A 22,023-nucleotide genomic window follows, 5' to 3' on the forward strand; every position below is an offset into this window, starting at 1 on the left:
ACTCGGCCTCAGGCGCCGTCCCGGAGCCGGTCGCGCTGGATCTGGTGGGCGAGGGCGCGGCGTACGGAGGCCGATGCGGTGGTGGTGGCCCCCGAGGGGAGGTCGAGGGCGCGGCTGATCTCGTCGTACGCGGCCCGATAGCCGCTGGGCAGCTCCGGCTGATGCGTCCGCAGGTCCTCTTCGACCAGGCGCCTCAGCTCGTCGACATTCTCGGGCGTGAAGCGCTTCCTGCCCCGGGCGATGGCGTTCACGTAGCGGGTGCAGCGGGCGGTGTCGTAGAAGGTCTCGGAGATCTCCTCGGCGAGGCCCCATAGGCGTCCTTCGAGCCATGAGATGTCGCGCTGGTCCAGGGAGAGCGTCACCGGGGGCGGTGGGTCCCCCGCCCTGTACTTCGCGACCTGCTTGGACACGGCGGGCTGGCTCATGTCGGTGAGCCGGGCGATCCTGTCCTGGGTCCAGCCGAAGCCGACCAGCACTTTGATCATCTCGGCGCGCAGCTTCCGCATCTCCTCGCCCGCGCGGATGACCTCGTTCATGGCGGCGAGCATCCGCCCGGCCTGTTCCTCGGTCAGCGCCTCGGGGATCCGGTCCGTGCTCTCCTCACCTGCCACACCACGGTTATACACCCGGGAGCGGGTGCGGGTGCGCCATCACCATAACCGGGTTGTATAACTCGGTTATGGCATGGCAGGGTGCGACCCATGCCCACCTTCTCCGCACCTGACGGAACCGAACTCGCCTACCGCGTACACGGAGACGGCGACCCGGTCGTCTGCATCCCCGGGGGTCCCACGGACGCCGGCTACCTCGGCGATCTCGGCGGCCTGTCCGCGCACCGCCGGCTGATCGTTCTCGACCTTCGCGGCACCGGCCGGTCCGCGATCCCCGAGGACGTCTCCTCGTACCGCTGCGACCGACTGGTCGACGACGTCGAGGCGCTGCGCGCACACCTCGGGCTCGCCAGGATGGACGTGCTCGCGCACTCCGCGGGCGTGAACATCGCGGCGCAATACGCGGCCCGACACCCGAAGCGCCTCGGCAGGCTCGCCCTGATCGGCCCCAGCACCCGAGCCGTCGGCATAGCGATCACCGGGGAGACGCGGCGCGAGCTCGCGCGGCTGCGGAAGGACGAGCCGTGGTTCCCGGCGGCGTTCACGGCCCTGGAGGCGATCACCGAGGGCAGGGGCGGCGATGGGGACGCCATCGCCCCCTTCTTCTGGGGCCGGTGGGACGCCGCGGCGCGGAAGCACCATGCGGCCGCCCGGCCGAGCAACAAGGAAGCCGTCGCCCTTTTCGGGGCCGAGGGCGCCTTCGACCCGGAGGCCACTCGCGCGGCGCTCGCGGCCTGCGAGGCCCCCGTCCTGCTGCTCGCCGGTGAGTACGACCTGAACAGCCCTCCCGAGTCGGTGGCCGAGTTCGCGGAGCTGTTCCCCGACGCCACGCTCGTCGTGCAGCCGGGGGCGGGGCACTATCCCTGGCTGGACGACGCGGACCGGTTCACCGCGACCACCGCGGCGTTCCTGGGCTGAGGACGGAGGCCCCGCCTACGACCGGGGCTCCGGTTCGGCGGGGGTGGAGGTCCGGCGCTTCGTCGGCTGGTCCAGCGGCGTGGTCGGCCGCACCGGTGCGCGGGTGGGGTCGGCCCGGCCGCTCGGGGTGGCGGTGGTGCCGGGGGTGTTGCTCTGGGGCCGCTGGGTGGGGCGGGGGGTGACGCGTTCGGGCGACGACGACGGGGTGGGGGTCGCCGACGGGGCCGGGGACGCGGTACGGCCGCTCGCCGGCGGGGCCAGGGGGACCGACGGGGGCGCGGGCGACTCGCGCGTCGCCAGGTGGAGCGGCAGCGCGACCAGGGCCGCGACGGCACAGGACACGCCGACCCCGGCCGCCGTGCGGAGCACCCGACGGCGGGTCGCGGTGCGGCGGATCGCCTCGTATCGGCCGGGGGGCGGGGCGAGGCGGTCGGAGGCGGGCCGGAGGATCACCGCGAGAGGGTCGTCGGGCTCGAACTCCGGGCCGTCGTCAAGGCGTGTGGTCAAGGCTTCTCCTCAGGTGGGCGCGGAGCAGTTCGCGGGCCGCGTGGAGGTCGGCCTTGACGGTTCCTTCCTTGCGCCCGGTCAGTACGGACACGTCCCGGACCGGCATGTCAGCGTAGTAGTGCAGCAGGATCGGGACACGCAGCCGTTCCGGCAGCGACTGCACGAGCAGCCGCACCGACGGGTCGCCCTGTTCGGCGTGGGGGCGGACGGCGGCTTCGGCGGTGACCCGGCGCAGGGCCCTGCGCTCGCGCTCCAGCTTGCGCCAGTGATCCCGGACGAGGTTTGCCGCGGTGACATAGAGGAAGCCGCGGGGTTCCTCCACGGACGTCCACCGGGCCCAGAGCCGGGTGAACGCCTCCGAGGCGATCTCGTGCGCCGTCTCGTCGTCGTCGACGAGCCTGCGGCACCAGCCGGCGAGGCGCGGGTAGAAGGCGGCGAACAGCTCGGACGCCGCCTTGTCACGGGACCGTTTCAACGCTCTCCATGGCCGTGATGGCACTCGTAGGGGAGGATCCCGGGCCCGGCGGCGTACGTTCCGCGGGCCCGGGATCCGGTGGGGGGTGGGTCAGGGGCTGGTGGGGCTCAGAGCGGCGAAGACGATCACGTTGTCGCGGTACACACTGCCGCTACGAGGGCCACCACATGTGATCAGCCGCAGTTCCGGGCGGTCCACGTTCCCGTAGACGTCGTCCGCCGGGAAGTCCGCCTTGGCGACCGTCCGTACGCTGCTGACGGCGAACACCGCCGCGGTGCCGTTCTCCAGGCGCGCCTCGATCCGGTCGCCCCGGTGCAGCCGCGACAGGTGACGGAAGACCCCATCCCCGTAGGCGCCGACCGTGACATGGCCGAGGATGACCGACGGGCCGACCTGCCCCGGTGTCGGCGAGTCCCGGTACCAGCCCGCCCGGTCGTGCGCCGTGATCGGGGGCACCTGCACGGTGCCGTCCGCCGCCAAACCCAGCCGCATGACCGGGGTGTCCACCCCGATGGCCGGGATCCGCAGCCTGACCGGGGCCGAACGCGCAAGGGCGCGCGCCCTCTTCACGGGGGTCGAGGACGGCGGGGGCGTGCTCTCGCGGTGCCCGGCCGTGGTCTGCCGGGTCCGCGGGGCCTGGTTGCCGCCACCACAGCCCACGAGCAGCGAAGCCATCGCCGCGGTGGCGAACGCGCGCCTGGAGACGGGGGTCATGCCCCGGTGGCCCGCCGGCGGCGTACGACGAAGACGGCCGCGCCACCAGCGGCCAGCAGCGCGGCGGCGCCCCCGCCGATCAGCGCGCCCTCGGCCCCGGACCCCGAGGACTCCTCCGCCACCCCGGTGTTCGGCGCGCCCTTCGGCACCGCGCGGACCTGGGGTTCGGCCCGCTTCTGGGCCGATTCGTCGCGGGGGGTCGGGACGGCGGTGGCGGGGGACTTGGACGGTTCGATGCTCGGAGCCTGGTCGGCGGGGGCCGGCGTCTTGGTCGGTTCGGCGCTGACGGTGGGCTTGGGAACCGGGGTCGCCTCGTCGGCGAACGCGGGCCCGGTGCTCGCCAGCACAGCGGTGCACGCGAGTGCCACGGCACTGAGGACAGTTCGGCGCATCTGATCGCTCTCTCTCGTCGGTCCGCCTGGCCGGTACCCGGCGGGCTGGGTTACGGATCGAGCGGAGAGACGAGGCAGCGGCGGCGCGGGTTGTAAAGAGATGGCAAAGCCGTCAGGGCTTGTTCAGGTAGGTGAGCACGGCGAGGACGCGGCGGTTGCTGCTGTCGTCGTCGGTGATGCCGAGTTTGCCGAACATGGAGGTGGTGTACTTGCTGATGGCGCTGTCGCTGAGGAACAGCCGCCGGCCGATGGCCTGGTTGGACAGTCCTTCGGCCATGAGGCCGAGCACGGAGTATTCGCGTTCGGTGAGCCCTCCGAGCCGTCGGTTCGAGGCCCCGCTGGACAGCAGTTTGGCGATGACGGCCGGGTCCATGGCGGTACCGCCGGCGGCGACGCGCTCCAGGGCGTCGATGAACTGATCGGCGTCGAAGACGCTCTCCTTGAGGAAGTAGCCGATGCCACCGGCGCCGTCGGCCAGCAGCTCGCGGGCGTACAGCTGCTCGACGTACTGGGAGAGGATGAGGACCGGCAGTCCGGGCAGTTCGCGGCGGGCGGCGAGAGCCGCCCGCAGGCCCTCGTCCGACTGGCTCGGCGGCATGCGGACGTCGACAACGGCGACATCCGGCCGCCATGTCAGCAGCGCGTCGAGCGTCTCGGGTCCGGTGGCCGCCGTCGCCACCACCTCGTGTCCGCACGCCTCGATGAGGCGGACCATCCCGTCACGCAGCAGGTAGAGATCTTCGGCTACAACGATTCGCACGGCACCATCATCCTCGCGCGGGTCGGGCCGCCCGCCGGGCTGGTGACCTCCAGGGTGCCGTCGAAGACCGCGAGACGGCGGCGCAGCCCCGCGAGCCCTCCGTCGGTCCGCACGCGGGCCCCGCCCCGGCCGTTGTCCTCGACATCGATGACGATGGCGGTGTCGTCCCGGGCGATGGAGATCCGCGCCCGGGTCGCATGGGCGTGCTTGACCGCGTTGGTCAGCAGTTCGGTGGTTCCGAAGTACAGGGCGGACTCGATCGGCGGGTCCAGGCTGAGCCGAACGTCGGCGCTGACCGCCGCTTCGAGCGGGCTGTCCAGGACGAGGGCGCGCACGGCATCGACGAGCCCCCGGTCGTTCAGCACCGGCGGGTTGATTCCCTGGACCAGGTCGCGGAGTTCGGTCAGCGATGTGGCGGCGCCGACCCGCGCTTCCCTCATCAGTGCCCTGGCCTGGTCGGGGTCGGTCTCCATCAGCTTCTCCGCGGTCGCCAGGGAGAGCCCGAGCGCGACGAGGCGTGCCTGCGCCCCGTCGTGCAGGTCGCGTTCGATCCGGCGGATCTCGGCGGCCTGCGCGACCGTCGTGTCCGCGCGCTGGGCGGTCAGCTCGTCCACCCGGTCCGCCAGCGCCATCGCGGGCGACGGGCCCAGGAAGCGGACGGCCACCGGTTCGACGGGCCGCCAGGCGTACGGGGCCCCGGCGAGGGCCACGACCAGGCCGAGCGCCCCGACGACGCGCCCGGCGGGCCCCGACTCGCCCTGGCCGAGCGAACCGAGCCCGAGGACCGCCGCGGCCACCCCGGCCGGCGGAAGGGACGCCACCAGGCCCGCGGTGAGCGGCGCGATCGCCGTGAACCGCAGGTCGCGCCAGTTGGCGGGGTCCTTCCACCGGACCCGCCACCTCTGGTCCAGGAGGGCGTCGCGCTTGGTGCGCTCGTACCCGAAGCCGTTCCACCAGTACCCGGTGGACATCCGCGTCACCGGCCCGGCCTGCCGGTATCCGTCGGGGACGACGGTGGCGGTCCACCGCGCGACGAGATGGCGGACCATCCGGCACACCGGGCGGGCCAGGCCGAGCGTGCCCACGCACACCAGCACCAGCGGCGCGACCCACGACCACGGGTTGCCCGCCCCCCACCAGATCCCCAGTGTCACGGCGGCCCCCCACACCGCCGGGACCAGCATGCTGACGACCACCACGACACACCCCCGCACAAACCCCACGCAGGCGTCAGTCGCCCACGACACCACCTGTCGCATGACCCTTCCGTCTCCTTCAACACGGTGCGCCGACCTGGCCGGTACGGCTCGCTGCTGCCACTGTGCACCGCACGGAGCCGGACGCCCGCCGGATCGGCCGCGAAGTGGGTCTGGCCCCACCCGGCTGTGGGTCCAGGCGCATACCGCCTCGGCCAAGCGCTTCGTAGCGTCGGTGAGCATGGACACCAACACGCACACCACGACCGAGGCGGCACTCCTCGACAACCCCCGCGCCCAAGGGGCTCTCGACACGGCGAAGAGCAGCATCAAGGTTTACGGCGCGCTCAGCGCCGTCGCCCTCCTGGCGGTCGTCGTGGTGTCGAGCAGCGGGCACATGGTGAACACGTTCATGTGGGTCCGGGCAGTCCTGCTGCCGGTCGTCACCGCGCTGATCTACCGGATGGCCATCTCCGCTTCCCGGGGATCCCGACGGGCCTTCGAGCGCGTGAGCACCCTCGCCGTCATCATGCCGATCGCGATCATCGGCGTCGACCTGATCCCGGGTGTCTGCCCGCCGTGGTACGTCGTGACGCAGGTCGTCTGCATGCTGCCCATCATCCGCGTCGCCTTCCTCACCCGCGGCTCCGCACTGCGCGCCGCCTTCCCCAAGGGGCGCTGAGCTACCGGTCGGTCAGTTCGGCGGGGTCCTCGGCACCGTCGCTGCGGCTCCACCGGCGCAGCACGGCGTCGAAGTCAGCTGTACGCGGCCTGAGGGTTTTAGGGTCGATGCTCATGTCCTGCGGAGGTGGTCGAGGTGGCCTGCCTTGGCGCTGCGTATGAGGGCGCGGAGGGCGGCGGGGGTGGTGGTGAGGATGGTGTCGGGCTCGTCGCTCTCGCGGAGCCGGACGGTGGCGTCGTCGGTCGAGGAGACGTAGAGGCAGGCGTTGCCTTCGGCGCTGTACGAGGACTTTTGCCAATTGCGAGAGGACAACTCATTCACCTTCCAGGGTGCGGATGATGTTCCGGATGAGGTCACGCGACTCGTGCTCCGTGAGGGCGACCGCCTCCATACGGTCCAGCACGACGCGGTACTTTTCCAACTGCGCTGCGGCGTCGAGTAGTTCGGAGCCATATTCCGCATCAAGCTGCACCGTGTCCAGCTGTGGGACAGGCCCGGTGGCGTAGCAGACGGACTGTCCCGAGCCCGGGAACGATCCGGCCTCGAAGGGGATCACCAGCACCCTGATGTGCTTGCGCTCGCTCATGTCGAGGATGTGCCGCAGCTGCCCTCGCGCGGTTTCCGGGCCACCGAAACGCATGCGCAAAGCAGCTTCGTGGACGATCGTCGTATATGGCGTGGGGTTGTCGCGATACAGAATCGCCTGGCGTTTGATGCGGTGCGAGACACGGTGTTCCACGTCGGGAGGAGGCAGCTGTGGCACAGCCTGCCGGAAGATCTCCCGAGCATGCTCGGGGGTCTGCAGCAGGCCAGGGATGTGGGCGATGGAAAACCCCTGGTCATACTCCCTCCGCCTGCCTCACGACCCCCGTGCCGCCGCCATCGCCCGAACCACCCTGCGGGCCGTACTCGCCTGGCACGGTATGCGAGAACTGACGGACCCAGCGGAGCTCGTGACGTCGGAAATGGTGGCCAACGCCTACCGTCACACCACCGGCCCGGCGGAAATGCGCATCCGCGCCGTCGAAGAGGGCCGCCTCCGCGTCAGCATCTGGGACACCAACCCCGACATCCCGCCGCCCTTCGACAAGCCCCCGGCCCTCTTCGGCCGCTCGGCCGCCCTCGCCGAAGCCGCCGCGAACACCGAGGCCACGTACGGGCGCGGGCTGCTCATCGTGCGGATCTGTGCGGACAACTGGGGCGGCTACGCCCTCGCCGACGAACTGTTCGGGGTCAGCGGCAAGCTGCTCTGGTTCGAGCTCGCGCCGACACCCTGTGATGCCTTCGACATCGCGGCCTGAGGCGGCCCACGGCGCAGGCGAGTCAGCCGACCACGAACGTGGCGCCGGGTGCGGCGTAGTCGACCGGACCGGGGAAACGGGCCGAGGCCCGGGCCACGGCCTGCTGCGGGGTGAGGAAGCGGCCGACATGCGTGACGATCAACCGTCCCGCCCCGGCCGCGCGGGCGGTGTCGCCGGTGTCCTCGGGCGTGTGGTGGACCTGTTCCCCCGTGCTCGGCCGCTCCGCGCTCTCCGCCTCGCACAGCAGCACATCGCACCCCTCGGCCAGGCTGGTGAGGCCGGCACACGGGGCGGTGTCCCCGGAGTAGACCAAGGACCGGCCCTCGGCCTCGGCGCGCAGGGCGAAGGCGGGGATGCCGTGCGCCACCGCGCGGCTGGTGAGGGTGAGCGCGCCGACGCGCGCCTGGTGGCCGTCGTGCAGTTCGTCGATGGCGAAGGCGGACTCGACCGGGCTGCGCTCGGAGGTGTTGGTGAGGAAGTGCGCGAGCCGGTCGGCGATGCCCGGCGGGCCGTAGAGGGGGATGGGCGCGGCGAGCCGGATGTCCGCGAAGAGCGCGCCGTAGTAGGCGGTGAGCAGGTCCGCGCTGTGGTCGGCGTGCAGATGTGAGATCCAGATCGCGTCCAGCTCGTCGAGCCGGACATAGCGTTGCAGCGGGCCGAGTGTCCCGGTGCCCGCGTCCACCCAGACGCGGGTGTCGCCACTGGACACGAGGTAACCGGAGCAGGGGTTGTCGACGCTCGGGTACGGCGTGGCGCAACCGAGGACGGTGAGGCGCAGGCCCTGGGAGCTGTTCATGTCTTCTGTGCGCATACGTTCCCTCTCGGACGTCCTCTGCCGGTCCTTCAGACGGCAGCGGCGCCAGGCGTCGCCCTCCGTGGACGCATCATCAACGAAGTGGGTACTTCCGGTCAAAGACGTCCCGACGGCCGCATGACACTCTGAAAGCGATTGACGCTGCTGGGATATCCCTCGGGATTTCGAGCATCTCAGCCGCGGAAAACTTACCCCCGGGAAATCCACACGCAGACAACGAGGGGACACGTATGTCCATTTCCCCAGGAGCCACCATACGAGTTGCCGTGGCCACTGCCGCGCTCGCGGCGCTCGGCTTCACCGCTCCGCAGGCATCCGCCGCCGAGACGGCCTCCGTCGTCGATTTGGTCGCGCCCCAGGCGGACGAAGAGACCCGAAGGATAGCCGCTGAGGACCCGCAGGCGGTCCAGGCTGCGGCCACGCTGTGCGGCTCGGGCTATGAGCTCTCCGACGCCGATCAGCTTCCCGAAACGGACTGGAGACTGGGAACGCTCTTTCTCTACTTGAAAGCCGGCGCGGGGAGTTCGTGGCGCGGGTGCCAAATCTTCGACAACAACACCGGCAGCACGAAATACATGAAGCTCAAGGTGTGTGACAACAAGACCGACAATCCTCCCTGCGACACGGACGAAGGAAACTTCAGCCAGTACGCGGGCCCGGTGTACACGGGCACTCAATGGAAATACCCGCAGTGCGCCAGGGTCACCGCGATCATGAAGAACTCCCAGAGCTCCGGCACGGCCCTCATCGACGCCGTGAGGGTGGCGGGTTCGTGTAACTGACGGGCAATCCCCGGCAGCGTCCTCCGGTCGCACCGGCGCCGGAGGGCGGTGTCGAGCTTTTTCGCCCGGAAAGGGGCAGGGATGAAACACCGGCACGGATTACGTACCACTCCGCTCTGGGGGACGGGAGCACTGGCCGTCGCGCTGGCCGCCGGTCTGCTTCAGGCACCGGCGGTGCGAGCCGACGAGGCGTCGTCGTCCTCAGTCCACGAGGCCGACAAGCAGGTCCCGGGACAGTCGCTTGCCGACGCGGTCGAGCCCGATGAGCGCGCCGCCGTCCTGGGTGAGGGTTACCGAACATCCGGTGACCGGGCGTGGACCACGTCCGGGGACGCCACCGGCTTCCACGTTCTGGTGGCGGAGGCCAAGGGCGGCTACCGCTGGAAGACCGCCGCCACGCTCTCCGAGCCCGGATTCGACACCGACGCCTGGATCGGAAACGCCTGCGTGACGGAATCCGGCACCCGCGCGGTCGTCGCCTATGCGCCGCGCACCTTCACCAACAAGCCCGAGTTGATGAGCAGGGGCGCGTTCACCGCTGTCGTCGACCTCGGCAGCGGGAAGGTCACCAAGCTGCCGGTGCAGTCGTCGCTGGCGTACTTCTCGCCGGGCTGTGGTCATGGCGAGCGGGCGGTGCTGTCCCAGCTCACCGATGACGGCATGGCCGAGAACGCCACCCGTCTGATCACCGTCGACGCCGCGGCGGGCAGGGCCCTCAAGCCGCTGGAGGCCAAGGGGCAGATCACCTCCGCCATCCCCTACGACAAGGACGAGATCGTCGCCGCGGACGGAACCCGTCTGGTGAAGATCGACAAGCGGGGGAAGCGGACGAAGATCGCCGACACCGCCGGCATACCGTTCCAGATCACCAAGGACGCCGCCGACGGCATCAGCTACCTGGACCGGGCCGGTCGCGAGGCGAAGACGGGAAAGACCTTCGGACACGTCCGACATGTGGCCGCCGGGGCCATCGATGCGGCCGGCCGCGGCGGGACGGAGCCCGAGCCGAGACTGGTGGCCTCCGGTGAGCTGACCGCGCTGGATCTCACCGGTTCCGCCTCCGGAGAGGTGTTCGTCACCGGGAAGGCCACCAGCCGGGGCAAGGCTCCCGTACATGTGCACAATCCCGGTGGCCTTCTCAAGGAGACAAAGGTCAGCACGCGCGGCCGCGCGGCCGTGGCATCCCGATGGGCGGCCGGTAAGGGCTCCCGTATCCGCTCCGAAGAAGCCCTGACCGAACGTACCGTCACCATCGACATCACGGTTCCGGGCACGGGGAAGGAAGTGCGGCTCGGTTCGGTGCCCGGCGCCTCGCCCGTGGCCGAACGGTGGATGTCGCTGGGACGGCGAACCTCTCCCGCTCTGGCCGTCCCGCAAGGCGTCAAGGCCGCCGCCGACCCCCACGACCCGGTCGAGTCGGAGCGGACCTGCTCGGTGCCGCGCGGTGACGTCCGCAAGCAGGCCTTCCAGCCGACGCCGCGGCAGGTCGAGTGGGCCGTCGACCAGGCTGTGATCAACGGCCTGGACAAGTGGATCAGCCGCCCGGCGAACTGGAAGAACACCGGGATGGCCGCCTACCGGCCGCAGGCTCTGTTCCCGCTGCGGGTGCTGTCCGGTGACCCCAACGGCAAGGTGGACCGCGACGAGGAACAGTGGCACATCCCGGCGCAGATCCTGCTCGGCATCACCGCGCAGGAGTCCAACATGTGGCAGGCCACCCGCTTCGCCGTGCCGGGTGTCACGTCCAACCCGCTGATCGGGAACTACTACGGCATCGCGTACGGCTCCGACGGCACCGAGGTCGACCCGTGGCGCGTCGACTGGGCGGAGGCGGACTGCGGCTACGGCATCACCCAGGTCACCGACGGCATGCGGCTGCCGGGCCACGGCCAGCCGACCCTCAGCGAGACCCAGCAGGAGGCCGTCGCCCTGGACTACACCGCGAACATCGCCGCGGGCGCGGACATCCTGGCCGAGAAGTGGAACCAGACCCGCGGCGCCGGCCTGATCATCGCGGAGGGCAGCCCGAGGTATCTGGAGAGCTGGTTCTTCGCCCTGTGGGCCTACAATTCCGGCTTCTACCCGCAGGCGGACGCCGGTGAGAACAAGGGCAAGTGGGGTGTGGGCTGGACCAACAACCCCGCGAATCCCCTGTGGAAGGCCAACCGGCTCCCGTTCCTGGAAGGCGAGAGCGGCGGTGACGACTACTCACACGCGGCGCATCCCCAGGACTGGCCCTACCAGGAGAAGGTCCTCGGCTGGGCCGCCCGGCCGATCTCCGCGCTGTTCAAGCCCGGTGACATGCAGCCCGGCTACCGCGCGGCGTGGTGGAGCCTGCCTGCGGACCGCTCCACGGTCAAACCCCCGGTGGACCTGTTCTGCGATGCCTCGAACGAGTGTGACCCGAGCCTGATCGGGCCCGAGGACGCGAACGAACCGGGCCTCGGGGCCTGTGAGCGCGAGGATCTGTACTGCTGGTGGAACAAACCCGCCCGGTGGAAACTGTGCTCCAGCGCGGCCTGTGGCAACGCGATTCACCGGTTCAACAACAGCGACTACCCGGAACAGCCCGACGAGAACTCCTACCCGCCACGCTGCATCAGCGGCCTGCCGACCGGCTCGCTGATCGTGGACGACCTGCCGAACGGCGCCGCCTACGCGGGATCGGCACCACGGCAATGCTCGGGAATCGCCTCGCGCGGCACATTCGAGTTCACCTTCGCCAACGACGGGGGGCAGTATCCCGGCAAGATCGACACCCATCAGATCGGCGCCGGCTATGGCAACCACTTCTGGTTCTCCCACACCCGCGACACCCGGGACCCGGGGGACACGGACGGCCGGCGCCTGTCCACCACCGGCACCTGGACGCTGGATCGGCAACTCGGCGGGTGGGCCCGGGTGATGGCGCACATCCCGGACCACGGCGCGCACACCCGCCAGGCGCGCTACATCATCAGGGGCACCGACTCCACCAGCCCGGTCCGGGTGGTGCCGCAGCGCACCATGGAGAACAGATGGGTGGAGCTGGGGGTGTTCCGGTTCACCGGCACGCCCCAGGTGTCACTGTCCACCGATGCGCAGGACGGCGACGGCAGCGAGGACGTCGCCTGGGACGCCGTCGCCTTCCAGCCGCTGTCGGAGAAGCCGGACGACTTCGTCGTGGCGATGGGCGACTCGTACTCGTCCGGCGAGGGAGCCTCCGCCGGCGGTGGCGGCGACTACTACCGGGAGACCGACTGGGGTGGTGACCAAGGCAAGCTGCGCAGCGCCTGCCACCGTTCCCGCAAGGCCTGGTCGCGCCAGGCGGCGCTGCCGGGCAACAGCACCAGCGTCGGGGAGCGGGTCGCCAACTGGGACCCGTCCCTGGACTTCCACATGACCGCCTGCTCCGGCGCCAAGACGCACAACCTGCTGCCCGGGAACAAGGGCGGGTACGGCGAGCTCGCCCAGCTCGACCAGGGCTACCTGGACCAGAACACCACGCTGGTGACTCTGTCGATCGGCGGCAACGACGCGCGCTTCGCCGACATCGTCTCGTTCTGCGCCATGCGGCCGGATTGCCACCTGGAGACGATGGATGACGACAGCGAGCGCCTGGAGCTCGCTCAGCCGAAGTACATGCGGAGCCAGGTCACCCCCAAGATCACCGAAGCGCTGGGCGCGATCAAGGAGAAGGCGCCCAACGCGCGGATCGTCCTGATGGGATATCCGCTGCTGTTCTCGGAGTCGGACTACGGGCGGTGCATTGCCGATGGGTCCTTCTTCAGCGACGCGGAGGTGCGGTGGTTCAACGAGATGGGCGGCGTGTTGACCGACGTCATGACCGAGGCCGCCGCGGACGCCAGGGCCGCCGGGGTGGACGTGACATTCGCCGACCCCGCAGAGGAGTTCTCCGGCAAGGGCGTCTGCGACGACCCGGAGACCATCCATGGCGTCGTGACGGACCTGACCCCCGGTGACGACCCGCTGTGGGAGTGGGGCCCCATCAAGGCCGGTACGTCCGCGCAGTCCTTCCACCCGAAGATCGAAGGAGCCCGGCTGTATGCGGATGCCCTGGAGAAGACACTGAGGCAGATGGGAAGCGCGTAACGACGACGCCGACACCACGCGAACGGGCCACCGCTCCCCAGGGGGCGGTGGCCCCGTGTATCGCCGCCTGATCGCGACGGTCGGGGTGGCGCTCAGCCGCGGTCCGCGCGCCGCGACAGCAGCGCCACCGCCGCGACCGCGCCCAGCGCGACGACCGCGATGCCGCCGAGCAGTGCGTTGGCCATGCCGCTGTTGAACGCCTCGCGGGCGGCGTCGGTCAGCCGGGCTCCGGTGCGGTCGTCCAGTTCGGTGGCGGCGCGCAGGGCGCCGGCCAGGGAGTCCCGGGTGGCATCCGCCGCCTCGGCGGGCAGGCCGTGGGCCGTGTCGGCGATGTCGGAGCGGTAGGTGGAGTTGAAGACGCTGCCCAGGACGGCGATGCCGAGAACTCCGCCCAGTTCGCGGGTGAGGTCGTTGAGTGCGGAGGCGACGCCCTGCTTCTCGGGCGGCAGCGCGGCGACGATGGCCTCGGTGGCGGGGGTCGCGGCGAAGGCGATGCCCGCGCCGAGGAGGGTGGTGCTGGCGAGGAAGGGCCAGAGGCCGCCGCCGTCGACCGTCGCGGCCAGGACGCCGAGCCCGGCGGCGATCAGGGCCATGCCGAGACCCATCACGGCGCGCATCCCGTACCGCTTGGCGAATCCGGGGGCGACCGGGGAGAACAGGATCGCGCCGAGGGCCATGGAGACCAGGGCGAGCCCGGAGCGGATGGGGGAGTAGCCGAGGATCTGCTGGAGGTACTGGAGGCCGAGGAAGAAGAAGCCGAACATGGCGATCGACTCGGCCGTGATGATGAGCGAGCCCGCCGAGACGCCCGGCAGCCGGAAGACCCGTACGTCCAGCAGCGGGTGCGCGGTCCGCAGCTCCCAGCCGACGAAGGCCGCGAGGCCGACGGCGCCCAGGGCGAAGCCCGTGATCACCGAGCCGTCGGACCAGCCCAGTTCCGGGCCCTCCACGATGCCGAAGACCAGCGCCCCGATGCCGATCACCGACAGCAGGGCGCCCACGACATCGAGCCGCGCCGACTCCGTCTGCTTCGAGGCCGGGGCGATCGCGGCGGCGACGGCGAGGGCGAGGGCGGCGAGTACGGCGTTCGTCAGGAACACCGAGCGCCAGGAGTACGCCTCCAGGAGGCCGCCGGCCAGCAGTACGGCGAGCAGGCCGGAACCGAAGCTGACGCCGGACCAGATGCCGACGGCGCGGCCGCGCTCCTCGGGCGGGAAGACATGGGTGATGATCGACAGGGTCATCGGCATGACCAGGGCGGCGCCCACGCCCGCCAGGCCGCGCAGGCCGATCACCAGCGTCACCTCGTCGGTCCAGACGACGGCGCCCGAGGACAGCGCGAAGAGGGCGAGGCCCACGAGCAGGACGCCCTTGCGCCCGTAGCGGTCGCCGAGGGCGCCGCCCAGGAGCAGCAGGCCGGCGAAGGCCACGCCGTACGCGTTCATGATCCATTGCAGCTCGGACTCGGTGGCCCGCAGGTCGCGGGCGATGTCGGGCACGGCCACCAGGAGCGAGGCGAGCATGCCGACCACGACGGCGAGGGCCAGGCACATCACCACCAGGACGGCTGTCCGGCGGGCGGCGCCGGGGTGTGGCGGTGCGGTCGGCGGGGCCGTGGACTGCTGCATGGCGATCACTCCGTTTAAGCGAGCGTTTCAAACGACTGTTTCAAGTGGAGCATGAGTGGCTTGCTTGAATCAAGCGTTCGTTTAAACTCGGTGGCGATGAGCGAGCCCAAGCAGCCCACCGCCGCGCCCCCGTCCCGTCCCGCCCCGACCCGGGACCGGCTTCTCGACGCCGCCGAGCGGCTGTTCGGCGAGCACGGCTTCGCCGCCACCTCGCTCCGCACGGTGACGGTCGCGGCCGAGGCCAATGTGGCCGCGGTCAACTACCACTTCGGATCCAAGGAGGGGCTGCTGCGCGCGGTCGTCGAGCGCGCCATGGCCGAGGTCAACGGCGAGCGCCTGCGCCTGCTGGAGGAGTTGGGGGCCGCCGGTGACGGGCGGCCCGGAGTGGCGGAGCTGGTGCGCGCCTTCGTCATGACGGGCGCGCGGCTCGTGGAGCGCAGCGGGGAGCGGGGCGCGTCGGTCGCCCGGTTCCTGGGGCGGGTGATGGCCGAGCCCGACCCCGCGATCCGGCGTCTCTTCGCCACGGAGGTCGGCCCGGTGGAGGGGCGGTACCTCGACGCGCTGCGGGCGGCGCTGCCTCAGCTGTCCGCGGCGGAGGTGGCGTTCCGCTTCCGCGCCATGGTCGGCCTGCTGGGCCTGCATCAGTCGAGCGCTCTGGGCGATCTGCACCCGGGCGACGCGGCCGAGGGCGCGGCGCCGGGGGATGACGACGCCGGGCGGCTGGTCACCTTCCTGACCGCGGCGTTTCACGCGCCGCCCACCACCGGCGACGAGCGCTGACAGCCGTACGCATGCGAACGGACCGCCATCCCCCCACCAGGGAGGACGGCGGCCCGTCAGGTGTGGCTCAGTGGCCGCCGGAGGTGCCGGCCGTGGCCGGGGGGAGGTCCGCCTTGACGCCCGGGTCGCCCGCGTCCGCCTTGTAGTCGGCGGCCGTCGTCTCGTCGACGCCGTCCGGGGCCTTCACGGCGCGCAGGACGAGGGTGAGGACGACCACCACGGCGGCGTTGAGCACAAAGGCCGTGAAGCCGATGTAGCCGATCTCGCCGATCCCGGGGATCTCCTTCTGGCTGCCGCCGAAGTGCTTCTGGGTGGGGGTGGCCACGCCGTACGCCGCCATCGTGCCGTAGACCATGCCGACCGCCCAGCCGGCCAGCAGCGCCCAGCGGTGGAACCAGCGGGTGAACAGGCCGCCCACCAGGGCCGGGAAGGTCTGGAGGATCCAGACGCCGCCCAGCAGCTGGAAGTTGATCGCGACGGACTTGTCCATGCCGAGGACGAAGACCAGCGCGCCGACCTTGACCAGCAGCGAGACCAGCTTGGAGACCTTGGTCTCCTGCTCGGGCGTGGCGTTCGGCCGCAGGAAGTCCTTGTAGATGTTGCGGGTGAAGAGGTTCGCCGCCGCGATGGACATGATCGCCGCCGGGACCAGCGCGCCGATGCCGATGGCGGCGAAGGCGACGCCGGCGAACCAGTCCGGGAACATGTCCTCGAACAGCTGCGGGATGGCGAGCTGGTTGTTGTCCACCTTCACGCCCGCCGCGATCGCCATGAAGCCGAGCAGCGCCAGCAGGCCCAGCATCAGGGAGTAGAGCGGCAGGATCGTGGTGTTGCGGCGGATCACCTCGCGGCTGCGGCTGGAGAGCGTCGCGGTGATCGAGTGCGGATACATGAACAGCGCGAGCGCCGAGCCGACGGCCAGGGTGGCGTAGGCCCACTGCGCCTTCTCCCCGGGGGCCAGGGCGCCGCGCGGCGCCCCGGTCTTCGGGTTGTCGCTGGAGAGCCAGGCGCCCGCCTTGGAGAAGATGTCGTCGAAGCCGCCCAGCTTGATCGGGATGTAGATGATCGCCACCACGATGACGATGTAGATCAGCGTGTCCTTGACGAACGCGATCAGGGCGGGGGCGCGCAGACCCGAGGAGTAGGTGTACGCGGCGAGCACGCCGAAGGCGATCAGCAGCGGCAGGTCCTTGATGAACCAGTTGGTGTTCTCGCCGCCGCCCACGCCCATCACGTCCAGCACCGCCTGGATGCCGACGAGTTGGAGGGCGATGTACGGCATGGTGGCGAGGATGCCGGTGACCGCGACGGCCAGCGACAGGCTCTTGGAGCCGAAGCGGCCGCGGACGAAGTCCGAGGTGGTGACGTACCCGTGCTTGTGCGACACCGACCAGAGCCGGGGCAGGAAGAGGAAGATCAGCGGATACACCAGGATGGTGTACGGGACCGCGAAGAAGCCGGACGCGCCCGCTGCGTAGATGGCCGCCGGGACGGCCACGAAGGTGTACGCGGTGTAGAGGTCGCCACCGAGCAGGAACCAGGTGACCCAGGTGCCGAAGCTGCGGCCGCCCAGGCCCCACTCGTCGAGGTTGTTGGCGTTCTCGGCCGCCCGCCAGCGCGCGGCCATGAATCCCATGACCGTGACGGCCAGGAAGAAGAAGATGAAGACGCCGAGCGCGACGCCGTTCACGTCGTTCTTCATTCCGCCGCACCTCCCTTCTGCGCCCGCTCCGCCTCGCGCAGCGCCCGCTTCTCACGGCGGACCAGCGCATACGCGACCGCCGTCAGCACGGCTGAGACGGGCACCCAGAGCATCTGGTACCAGTAGAAGAACGGGATGCCGATGAAGGTGGGCTCGACCTTGGCGTACGAGTCGACCCACAGCAACGCCACGAAGGGGGCGACCAGGCACAGACCGACCACGACGCGCGAGGGCGTGATGACCGGTCTCCTGCCTTGTGTTTCGGATGTTCCTGACATTGGCGGTTGCTCCGTCCCGTCCGTCCCGTGGCTGAGCACCTGCGCTGAGCACCTGTGTATACAGACTGATCGTTTGCTTAATGCGCAGGAAATCTAAGCCAGAGGCCGGGCGGACGTCACTACCCGTCCGTATATCGGTATGGGAAAGAAAGGGCGTCGGAGGCGACTCGGATGACGGAGGCTCAGCCGATCGGCGTGGGCTCAGCCGTTCGGCCGCTGTAGCCGGGCCACGAACTTGTAGCGGTCCCCCCGGTAGACCGACCGCACCCACTCCACCGGCTCGCCGGCCGCGTCCAGCGAGTGGCGCGAGAGCATCAGCATCGGCAGCCCGACGTCCGTGCCCAGCAGCCCGGCCTCGCGCGGGGTGGCCAGCGAGGTCTCGATGGTCTCCTCGGCCTCCGCGAGGTGGATGTCGTACACCTCGGCCAGGGCGGTGTAGAGCGAGGAGTACTTGACCAGGCTGCGGCGCAGCGCGGGGAAGCGCTTCGCGGACAGGTGGGTGGTCTCGATGGCCATGGGCTCGCCGCTGGCCAGCCGCAGCCGCTCGATGCGCAGTACCCGGCCGCCGGTCGCGATGTCCAGGAGCCCGGCGAGCCGGTCGTCGGCGGTCACATAGCCGATGTCCAGGAGCTGGGAGGTGGGTTCCAGGCCCTGGGCCTTCATGTCCTCGGTGTACGAGGTCAGCTGGAGGGCCTGGGAGACCTTGGGCTTGGCCACGAAGGTGCCCTTGCCCTGGATCCGCTCCAGGCGTCCCTCGACGACCAGTTCCTGGAGGGCCTGGCGCACGGTGGTGCGGGAGGTGTCGAACTCGGCGGCGAGGGTGCGCTCGGGGGGGACCGGGGTGCCGGGCGGCAGGGTTTCGGTGATCTCCAGCAAGTGCCGCTTGAGCCGGTAGTACTTGGGCACGCGCGCGGTGCGCGTCCCACCGGAGCTGCTGCCGGAGCTGTTGGCGCTCTCGGCCGTGGCCGATGTGGCCGTCGTAGCCGCCGTGGCCGTGCCGGCCGTCGCCGTTGCCCCCTCGGTGTCCATCGCGCGCCCTTCCGACTCCTGATCTGCTGCCGTCACCGGCTCCTCCGTTTTCAGCGGCTCACATCGTGGCACGGCCCTGGCCTCGGACGACTGCTGCGCCCGGATGTCGTCAGGTGTCGGTCCGATAACGGAGCCTACGGCGGCTCTTGGGCACCTTGACACCCCAAAAGGTCTAGGCCAAGCTGCGGGCACTGGTCTAAACCATTAAACCTGTCTTCCGGTCCTTTGGGGAGTGTGCTGTGAAGCGTGGGCTGATAGCGGCGACGGGCGTCGCGGCAATGCTGGTGACCGTCGCGGCCTGCGGGTCCGGCGATGACGACGAGAAGACAGGGGCGGACGGCTTCAAGGGCGAGACGCTCACCGTATGGGCGATGGACGGATCCACCCCCGACGGCTGGACCAAGGACGTCAAGGCGGCGTTCGAGAAGAAGACGGGCGCCAAGCTGAAGCTGGAAGTCCAGCAGTGGAACGGCATTCAGCAGAAGGTGACCACCGCGCTCTCGGAGTCCGACCCGCCGGACGTGATCGAGATCGGTAATACCCAGACCCCCGCCTACGCCCGGACCGGCGGTCTGGCCGAGCTGACCGACCTGAAGGAGTCGATCGGCGCCGACTGGGCCGAGTCGCTCAACAAGTCCGCGGTCTACGACGGCAAGCAGTACGCCGCCCCGTGGTACGCGGCCAACCGGGTGGTGCTCTACAACAAGAAGATCTGGGCCAAGGCCGGGATCAAGGACACCCCCAAGACCCGGTCCGAGTTCTTCCAGGACCTTGACGCGATCAAGAAGAAGACGGACGCCGAGCCGATCTATCTGCCGGGCCAGAACTGGTACTTCTTCGACGGGCTGACCATCGGAACCGGCGCCGACCTCGTCAGGAAGGAAGGCGACACGTGGGTCTCCAACCTCGCCGACGCCAAGGTCGCCAAGGCCATGGACATCTACAAGCAGTACCAGTCCTTCAGTGAGGCCCCCAAGGACAAGGACGAGGCCACCCCGCAGCAGGCCGAGGTCTTCGCCAAGGGCAAGACCGGCGCCTTCATCGGAATGGGCTGGGAGGCGGCGACCGCGATCAAGGCCAACCCGAAGATCGAGCAGGACATCGGCTACTTCACCATCCCGGGGGAGACCGCGGACAAGCCGGAGGGCGTCTTCCTCGGCGGCTCCAACCTCGCGGTCGCGGCGGGCAGCAAGAAGCAGGAACTGGCCAAGGAGTTCCTGAAGATCGCACTGTCGGACACCCACGAGGGGCAGCTGGCGAAGGAAGGCGGCGTGATCCCCAACAAGGAGTCGCTCCAGTCCCAGCTCAAGGGCAACGCGGCGGCCGAGGCCGCGGCACCCGCCGCCGCGGGCGGCGGCACCACCCCGCTGATCCCCGAGTGGGCCCCGGTGGAGAACGCCCCCAACCCGATCAAGACCTATATGACCGCTGTGCTCCGGGGTAAGTCGCCCGCGGAAGCGGCCAAGTCGGTCGAGGACGAGATGAACAAGCGCCTCAGCCAGGAGCAGTAACGGCCATGGCTGTAGCGACCACACGCAAGGGCCCCGGCCCCGGCCGCCCGACGGCGGCCGGGGCCCCCGGGCGCGGAGCGCCGCCGGGCCGTACGCGCACGGGCGGCGGAGCGCCCCGGGGGCGGCGCGGCCGGCTCACCGGCACCGCGCCCTATCTGCTGCTCCTGCCCGCGCTGGCCGTCACCGTGGTGCTGCTGGGCTGGCCGATGGTGAAGAACGGCATGCTGTCGTTCCAGAACCTCAATATGCGGCAGCTGATCCAGCACCTCACCGAGTGGAACGGCGTCGACAACTACCGCGAGGCGCTGACCAGCGAGGACTTCTGGCGGGTCACCCTCAGATCGGTGGTCTTCACGGCCGTCAACGTCGTACTGATCATGGTGCTCGGGACGCTGATCGGGCTGCTGCTGGCCCGGCTCGGCAAGAAGATGAGGCTGCTGCTGTCGACCGGCCTCGTCCTCGCCTGGGCGATGCCGGTGATCGCGGCCACCACCGTCTTCCAGTGGCTCTTCGCGTCGCGCTTCGGGGTGGTCAACTGGGTCCTGGACAAGCTCGGCTGGCACTCGATGGCCGACTACAACTGGACCGGCAGCCAGTTCTCGACCTTCTTCGTCATCACTGTGCTCATCGTCTGGCAGTCGATCCCCTTCGTGGCGATCAACCTCTACGCCGCGACCACGACGATCCCCCAGGAGCTGTACGAGGCGGCCGCGCTGGACGGCGCCGGGGCCTGGCGCGGCTTCACCTCCGTGACCCTGCCCTTCCTCAAGCCGTTCCTGTTCGCCACGACCTTCCTCGAAGTGATCTGGGTCTTCAAGTCGTTCGCCCAGGTCTTCGCGATCAACGAGGGCGGCCCGGAGCGGCTCACCGAGACCCTTCCCGTCTACGCGTTCATCGAGGGCGTGGGCAACCAGCACTACGGCATGGGAGCCGCGATCTCGCTGCTGACCATCCTCGTCCTGCTGGCCCTGACCTCCTACTACCTTCGGATCGTGCTCAAGCAGGAGGAGGACGAGCTGTGAAACGCTCGCTGGCCGGGCGGCTGTGGCCCAATGCGACGGCGGTCGTCCTCTTCGTCGCCTTCGTGTTCCCCGTCTACTGGATGTTCAGCACGGCCCTCAAGCCCACCTCGGACATCATCTCCGAGGACCCGGTCTGGTTCCCGGCCGACGCCACCTTCGAGCACTTCGGGACGGCCATCGACGCCGAGAACTTCTGGACCCTGGTGGGCAACTCCCTCACCGTGACCGTCTCGGCGGTGGCGCTCTCCCTGGTGATCGCGCTCCTGGCGTCCTTCGCCCTGGCCCGGATGCGCTTCAAGGGGCGGCGCGGCTTCCTGGTGACCTTCATGATCGCCCAGATGGCGCCCTGGGAGGTCATGGTCATCGCGATCTACATGATCGTCCGCGATGGCGAGATGCTGAACAGCCTGGTGCCGCTGACCCTCTTCTACATGGTCATGGTGCTGCCCTTCACCGTCCTCACCCTCCGCTCCTATGTCGCCGCCGTGCCCAAGGAGCTGGAGGAGTCGGCGATGGTCGACGGCTGCACCCGGCCGCAGGCGTTCACCCGGGTGATCTTCCCGCTGCTGGCGCCCGGCCTGATGGCCACCTCGCTGTTCGGCTTCATCACGGCCTGGAACGAGTTCCCGCTCGTGCTCATCCTGAACAAGGACGCCGAGGCCCAGACGCTGCCGCTGTGGCTGTCCAGCTTCCAGAGCAACTTCGGCGACGACTGGGGCGCCACCATGGCCGCCGCCTCGCTCTTCGCCCTCCCCATCCTCCTCCTGTTCCTCTTCCTGCAACGCAAGGCGGTCGGTGGTCTCACTTCCGGCGCTGTGAAGGGATGATC

General features: G+C 70.0%; 22 protein-coding genes and 1 pseudogene. 9 read left to right on the forward strand and 14 right to left on the reverse strand.

The genetic code is table 11. From position 1 onward, the window contains the following. Positions 1 to 8: 8 nt before the first annotated feature. Positions 9 to 611, reverse strand: coding sequence for a sigma-70 family RNA polymerase sigma factor (locus ACZ4WQ_RS18585; RefSeq protein ID WP_398371237.1), 603 nt, complete (start codon positions 609 to 611; stop codon positions 9 to 11). A gap of 90 nt (positions 612 to 701) precedes the next feature. Between ACZ4WQ_RS18585 and ACZ4WQ_RS18590 the strand changes: the two genes are divergently transcribed. Further along, the gene (locus ACZ4WQ_RS18590) at positions 702 to 1,529 is read left to right on the forward strand and encodes an alpha/beta fold hydrolase (protein ID WP_398371239.1); all 828 of its coding nucleotides are present in this window, start codon (positions 702 to 704) and stop codon (positions 1,527 to 1,529) included. A gap of 15 nt (positions 1,530 to 1,544) precedes the next feature. Here the strand turns inward: ACZ4WQ_RS18590 and ACZ4WQ_RS18595 are convergent, their stop codons facing one another. From ACZ4WQ_RS18595 to ACZ4WQ_RS18620, 6 genes are all read right to left on the reverse strand, one after another. After that, a complete protein-coding gene (locus tag ACZ4WQ_RS18595; RefSeq protein WP_398371241.1) occupies positions 1,545 to 2,036 on the reverse strand; it encodes a hypothetical protein in 492 nt (163 codons plus the stop codon). Then, a complete protein-coding gene (locus tag ACZ4WQ_RS18600) occupies positions 2,020 to 2,511 on the reverse strand; it encodes an RNA polymerase sigma factor (RefSeq protein WP_311729785.1) in 492 nt (163 codons plus the stop codon). The genes ACZ4WQ_RS18595 and ACZ4WQ_RS18600 overlap by 17 nt, the downstream gene beginning before the upstream one ends. A 90-nt stretch (positions 2,512 to 2,601) precedes the next feature. Further along, entirely contained in the window at positions 2,602 to 3,225 is a 624-nt protein-coding gene (locus ACZ4WQ_RS18605; RefSeq protein ID WP_398371243.1) for a class F sortase, read from the reverse strand. Continuing rightward, complete coding sequence (locus tag ACZ4WQ_RS18610) at positions 3,222 to 3,617, reverse strand: sortase-dependent protein (RefSeq protein WP_311729787.1); 396 nt, start codon at positions 3,615 to 3,617, stop codon at positions 3,222 to 3,224. Before ACZ4WQ_RS18610 ends, ACZ4WQ_RS18605 begins: the two co-directional genes overlap by 4 nt. A gap of 112 nt (positions 3,618 to 3,729) precedes the next feature. Beyond that, a complete protein-coding gene (locus tag ACZ4WQ_RS18615) occupies positions 3,730 to 4,377 on the reverse strand; it encodes a response regulator transcription factor (RefSeq protein ID WP_311729788.1) in 648 nt (215 codons plus the stop codon). After that, positions 4,362 to 5,636 carry a sensor histidine kinase gene (locus ACZ4WQ_RS18620; protein WP_311729789.1) on the reverse strand — a complete coding sequence of 425 codons (1,275 nt, stop codon included), beginning with the start codon at positions 5,634 to 5,636 and terminating at the stop codon, positions 4,362 to 4,364. The genes ACZ4WQ_RS18615 and ACZ4WQ_RS18620 overlap by 16 nt, the downstream gene beginning before the upstream one ends. A gap of 178 nt (positions 5,637 to 5,814) precedes the next feature. Here ACZ4WQ_RS18620 and ACZ4WQ_RS18625 point away from each other — a divergent pair, with 178 nt between their 5' ends. Continuing rightward, positions 5,815 to 6,255, forward strand: coding sequence for a hypothetical protein (locus ACZ4WQ_RS18625; RefSeq protein WP_311729790.1), 441 nt, complete (start codon positions 5,815 to 5,817; stop codon positions 6,253 to 6,255). 111 nt (positions 6,256 to 6,366) lie between these two features. Here the strand turns inward: ACZ4WQ_RS18625 and ACZ4WQ_RS18630 are convergent, their stop codons facing one another. Together ACZ4WQ_RS18630 and ACZ4WQ_RS18635 are read right to left on the reverse strand one after the other, a co-directional pair. Further along, on the reverse strand, positions 6,367 to 6,576 hold the full coding sequence (locus ACZ4WQ_RS18630) for a DUF397 domain-containing protein (RefSeq protein ID WP_394816874.1): 210 nt from the start codon (positions 6,574 to 6,576) through the stop codon (positions 6,367 to 6,369). Continuing rightward, positions 6,569 to 7,078, reverse strand: a pseudogene (locus ACZ4WQ_RS18635) (DUF5753 domain-containing protein); the annotation flags it as partial. The gene ACZ4WQ_RS18630 and the pseudogene ACZ4WQ_RS18635, both read right to left, overlap by 8 nt. Between ACZ4WQ_RS18635 and ACZ4WQ_RS18640 the strand changes: the two are divergent. Then, positions 7,071 to 7,556 carry an ATP-binding protein gene (locus ACZ4WQ_RS18640; protein WP_398371247.1) on the forward strand — a complete coding sequence of 162 codons (486 nt, stop codon included), beginning with the start codon at positions 7,071 to 7,073 and terminating at the stop codon, positions 7,554 to 7,556. The pseudogene ACZ4WQ_RS18635 and the gene ACZ4WQ_RS18640 overlap by 8 nt on opposite strands. Before the next feature lie 22 nt (positions 7,557 to 7,578). Here ACZ4WQ_RS18640 and ACZ4WQ_RS18645 read toward each other — a convergent pair whose 3' ends face one another. Next, the gene (locus ACZ4WQ_RS18645; protein WP_398371249.1) at positions 7,579 to 8,367 is read right to left on the reverse strand and encodes an MBL fold metallo-hydrolase; all 789 of its coding nucleotides are present in this window, start codon (positions 8,365 to 8,367) and stop codon (positions 7,579 to 7,581) included. Between the two features lie 269 nt (positions 8,368 to 8,636). Between ACZ4WQ_RS18645 and ACZ4WQ_RS18650 the strand changes: the two genes are divergently transcribed. Together ACZ4WQ_RS18650 and ACZ4WQ_RS18655 are read left to right on the forward strand one after the other, a co-directional pair. Beyond that, the gene (locus ACZ4WQ_RS18650; protein WP_385343369.1) at positions 8,637 to 9,152 is read left to right on the forward strand and encodes a hypothetical protein; all 516 of its coding nucleotides are present in this window, start codon (positions 8,637 to 8,639) and stop codon (positions 9,150 to 9,152) included. Between the two features lie 81 nt (positions 9,153 to 9,233). Next, positions 9,234 to 13,244: a GDSL-type esterase/lipase family protein gene (locus ACZ4WQ_RS18655; RefSeq protein WP_398371251.1), complete on the forward strand. Its 4,011-nt coding sequence runs from the start codon at positions 9,234 to 9,236 to the stop codon at positions 13,242 to 13,244. 92 nt (positions 13,245 to 13,336) lie between these two features. Here ACZ4WQ_RS18655 and ACZ4WQ_RS18660 read toward each other — a convergent pair whose 3' ends face one another. Continuing rightward, the gene (locus ACZ4WQ_RS18660) at positions 13,337 to 14,872 is read right to left on the reverse strand and encodes a DHA2 family efflux MFS transporter permease subunit (protein WP_398371253.1); all 1,536 of its coding nucleotides are present in this window, start codon (positions 14,870 to 14,872) and stop codon (positions 13,337 to 13,339) included. A 96-nt stretch (positions 14,873 to 14,968) separates the two neighbouring features. Between ACZ4WQ_RS18660 and ACZ4WQ_RS18665 the strand changes: the two genes are divergently transcribed. Next, positions 14,969 to 15,652, forward strand: a complete 684-nt coding sequence (locus ACZ4WQ_RS18665; RefSeq protein WP_385343360.1) for a TetR/AcrR family transcriptional regulator — start codon at positions 14,969 to 14,971, stop codon at positions 15,650 to 15,652. Positions 15,653 to 15,719: 67 nt separating this feature from the next. Here ACZ4WQ_RS18665 and mctP read toward each other — a convergent pair whose 3' ends face one another. The 3 genes from mctP to ACZ4WQ_RS18680 all read right to left on the reverse strand — a co-directional run bounded on the left by mctP (position 15,720) and on the right by ACZ4WQ_RS18680 (position 18,661). After that, positions 15,720 to 17,354, reverse strand: coding sequence for a monocarboxylate uptake permease MctP (mctP, locus tag ACZ4WQ_RS18670; RefSeq protein WP_361183280.1), 1,635 nt, complete (start codon positions 17,352 to 17,354; stop codon positions 15,720 to 15,722). Then, a complete protein-coding gene (locus ACZ4WQ_RS18675; RefSeq protein ID WP_398371256.1) occupies positions 17,351 to 17,632 on the reverse strand; it encodes a DUF3311 domain-containing protein in 282 nt (93 codons plus the stop codon). Before ACZ4WQ_RS18675 ends, mctP begins: the two co-directional genes overlap by 4 nt. A 201-nt stretch (positions 17,633 to 17,833) precedes the next feature. Continuing rightward, complete coding sequence (locus tag ACZ4WQ_RS18680) at positions 17,834 to 18,661, reverse strand: GntR family transcriptional regulator (protein ID WP_385343414.1); 828 nt, start codon at positions 18,659 to 18,661, stop codon at positions 17,834 to 17,836. Between the two features lie 239 nt (positions 18,662 to 18,900). On the opposite strand from ACZ4WQ_RS18680, the gene ACZ4WQ_RS18685 reads away from it, so the two are divergent. From ACZ4WQ_RS18685 to ACZ4WQ_RS18695, 3 genes are read left to right on the forward strand one after another with little or no spacing between them, the layout of a single operon-like run. Beyond that, positions 18,901 to 20,172 (forward strand): extracellular solute-binding protein, encoded by a 1,272-nt coding sequence (locus tag ACZ4WQ_RS18685; protein ID WP_398371258.1) that lies wholly within the window; start codon positions 18,901 to 18,903, stop codon positions 20,170 to 20,172. Between the two features lie 5 nt (positions 20,173 to 20,177). Further along, positions 20,178 to 21,194, forward strand: coding sequence for a carbohydrate ABC transporter permease (locus ACZ4WQ_RS18690; protein WP_398371260.1), 1,017 nt, complete (start codon positions 20,178 to 20,180; stop codon positions 21,192 to 21,194). Beyond that, positions 21,191 to 22,021 (forward strand): carbohydrate ABC transporter permease, encoded by an 831-nt coding sequence (locus tag ACZ4WQ_RS18695; protein WP_311729801.1) that lies wholly within the window; start codon positions 21,191 to 21,193, stop codon positions 22,019 to 22,021. Before ACZ4WQ_RS18690 ends, ACZ4WQ_RS18695 begins: the two co-directional genes overlap by 4 nt. Positions 22,022 to 22,023: the final 2 nt, after the last annotated feature.

The sequence above is a fragment of the Streptomyces sp. NPDC028305 genome, assembly GCF_055569495.1.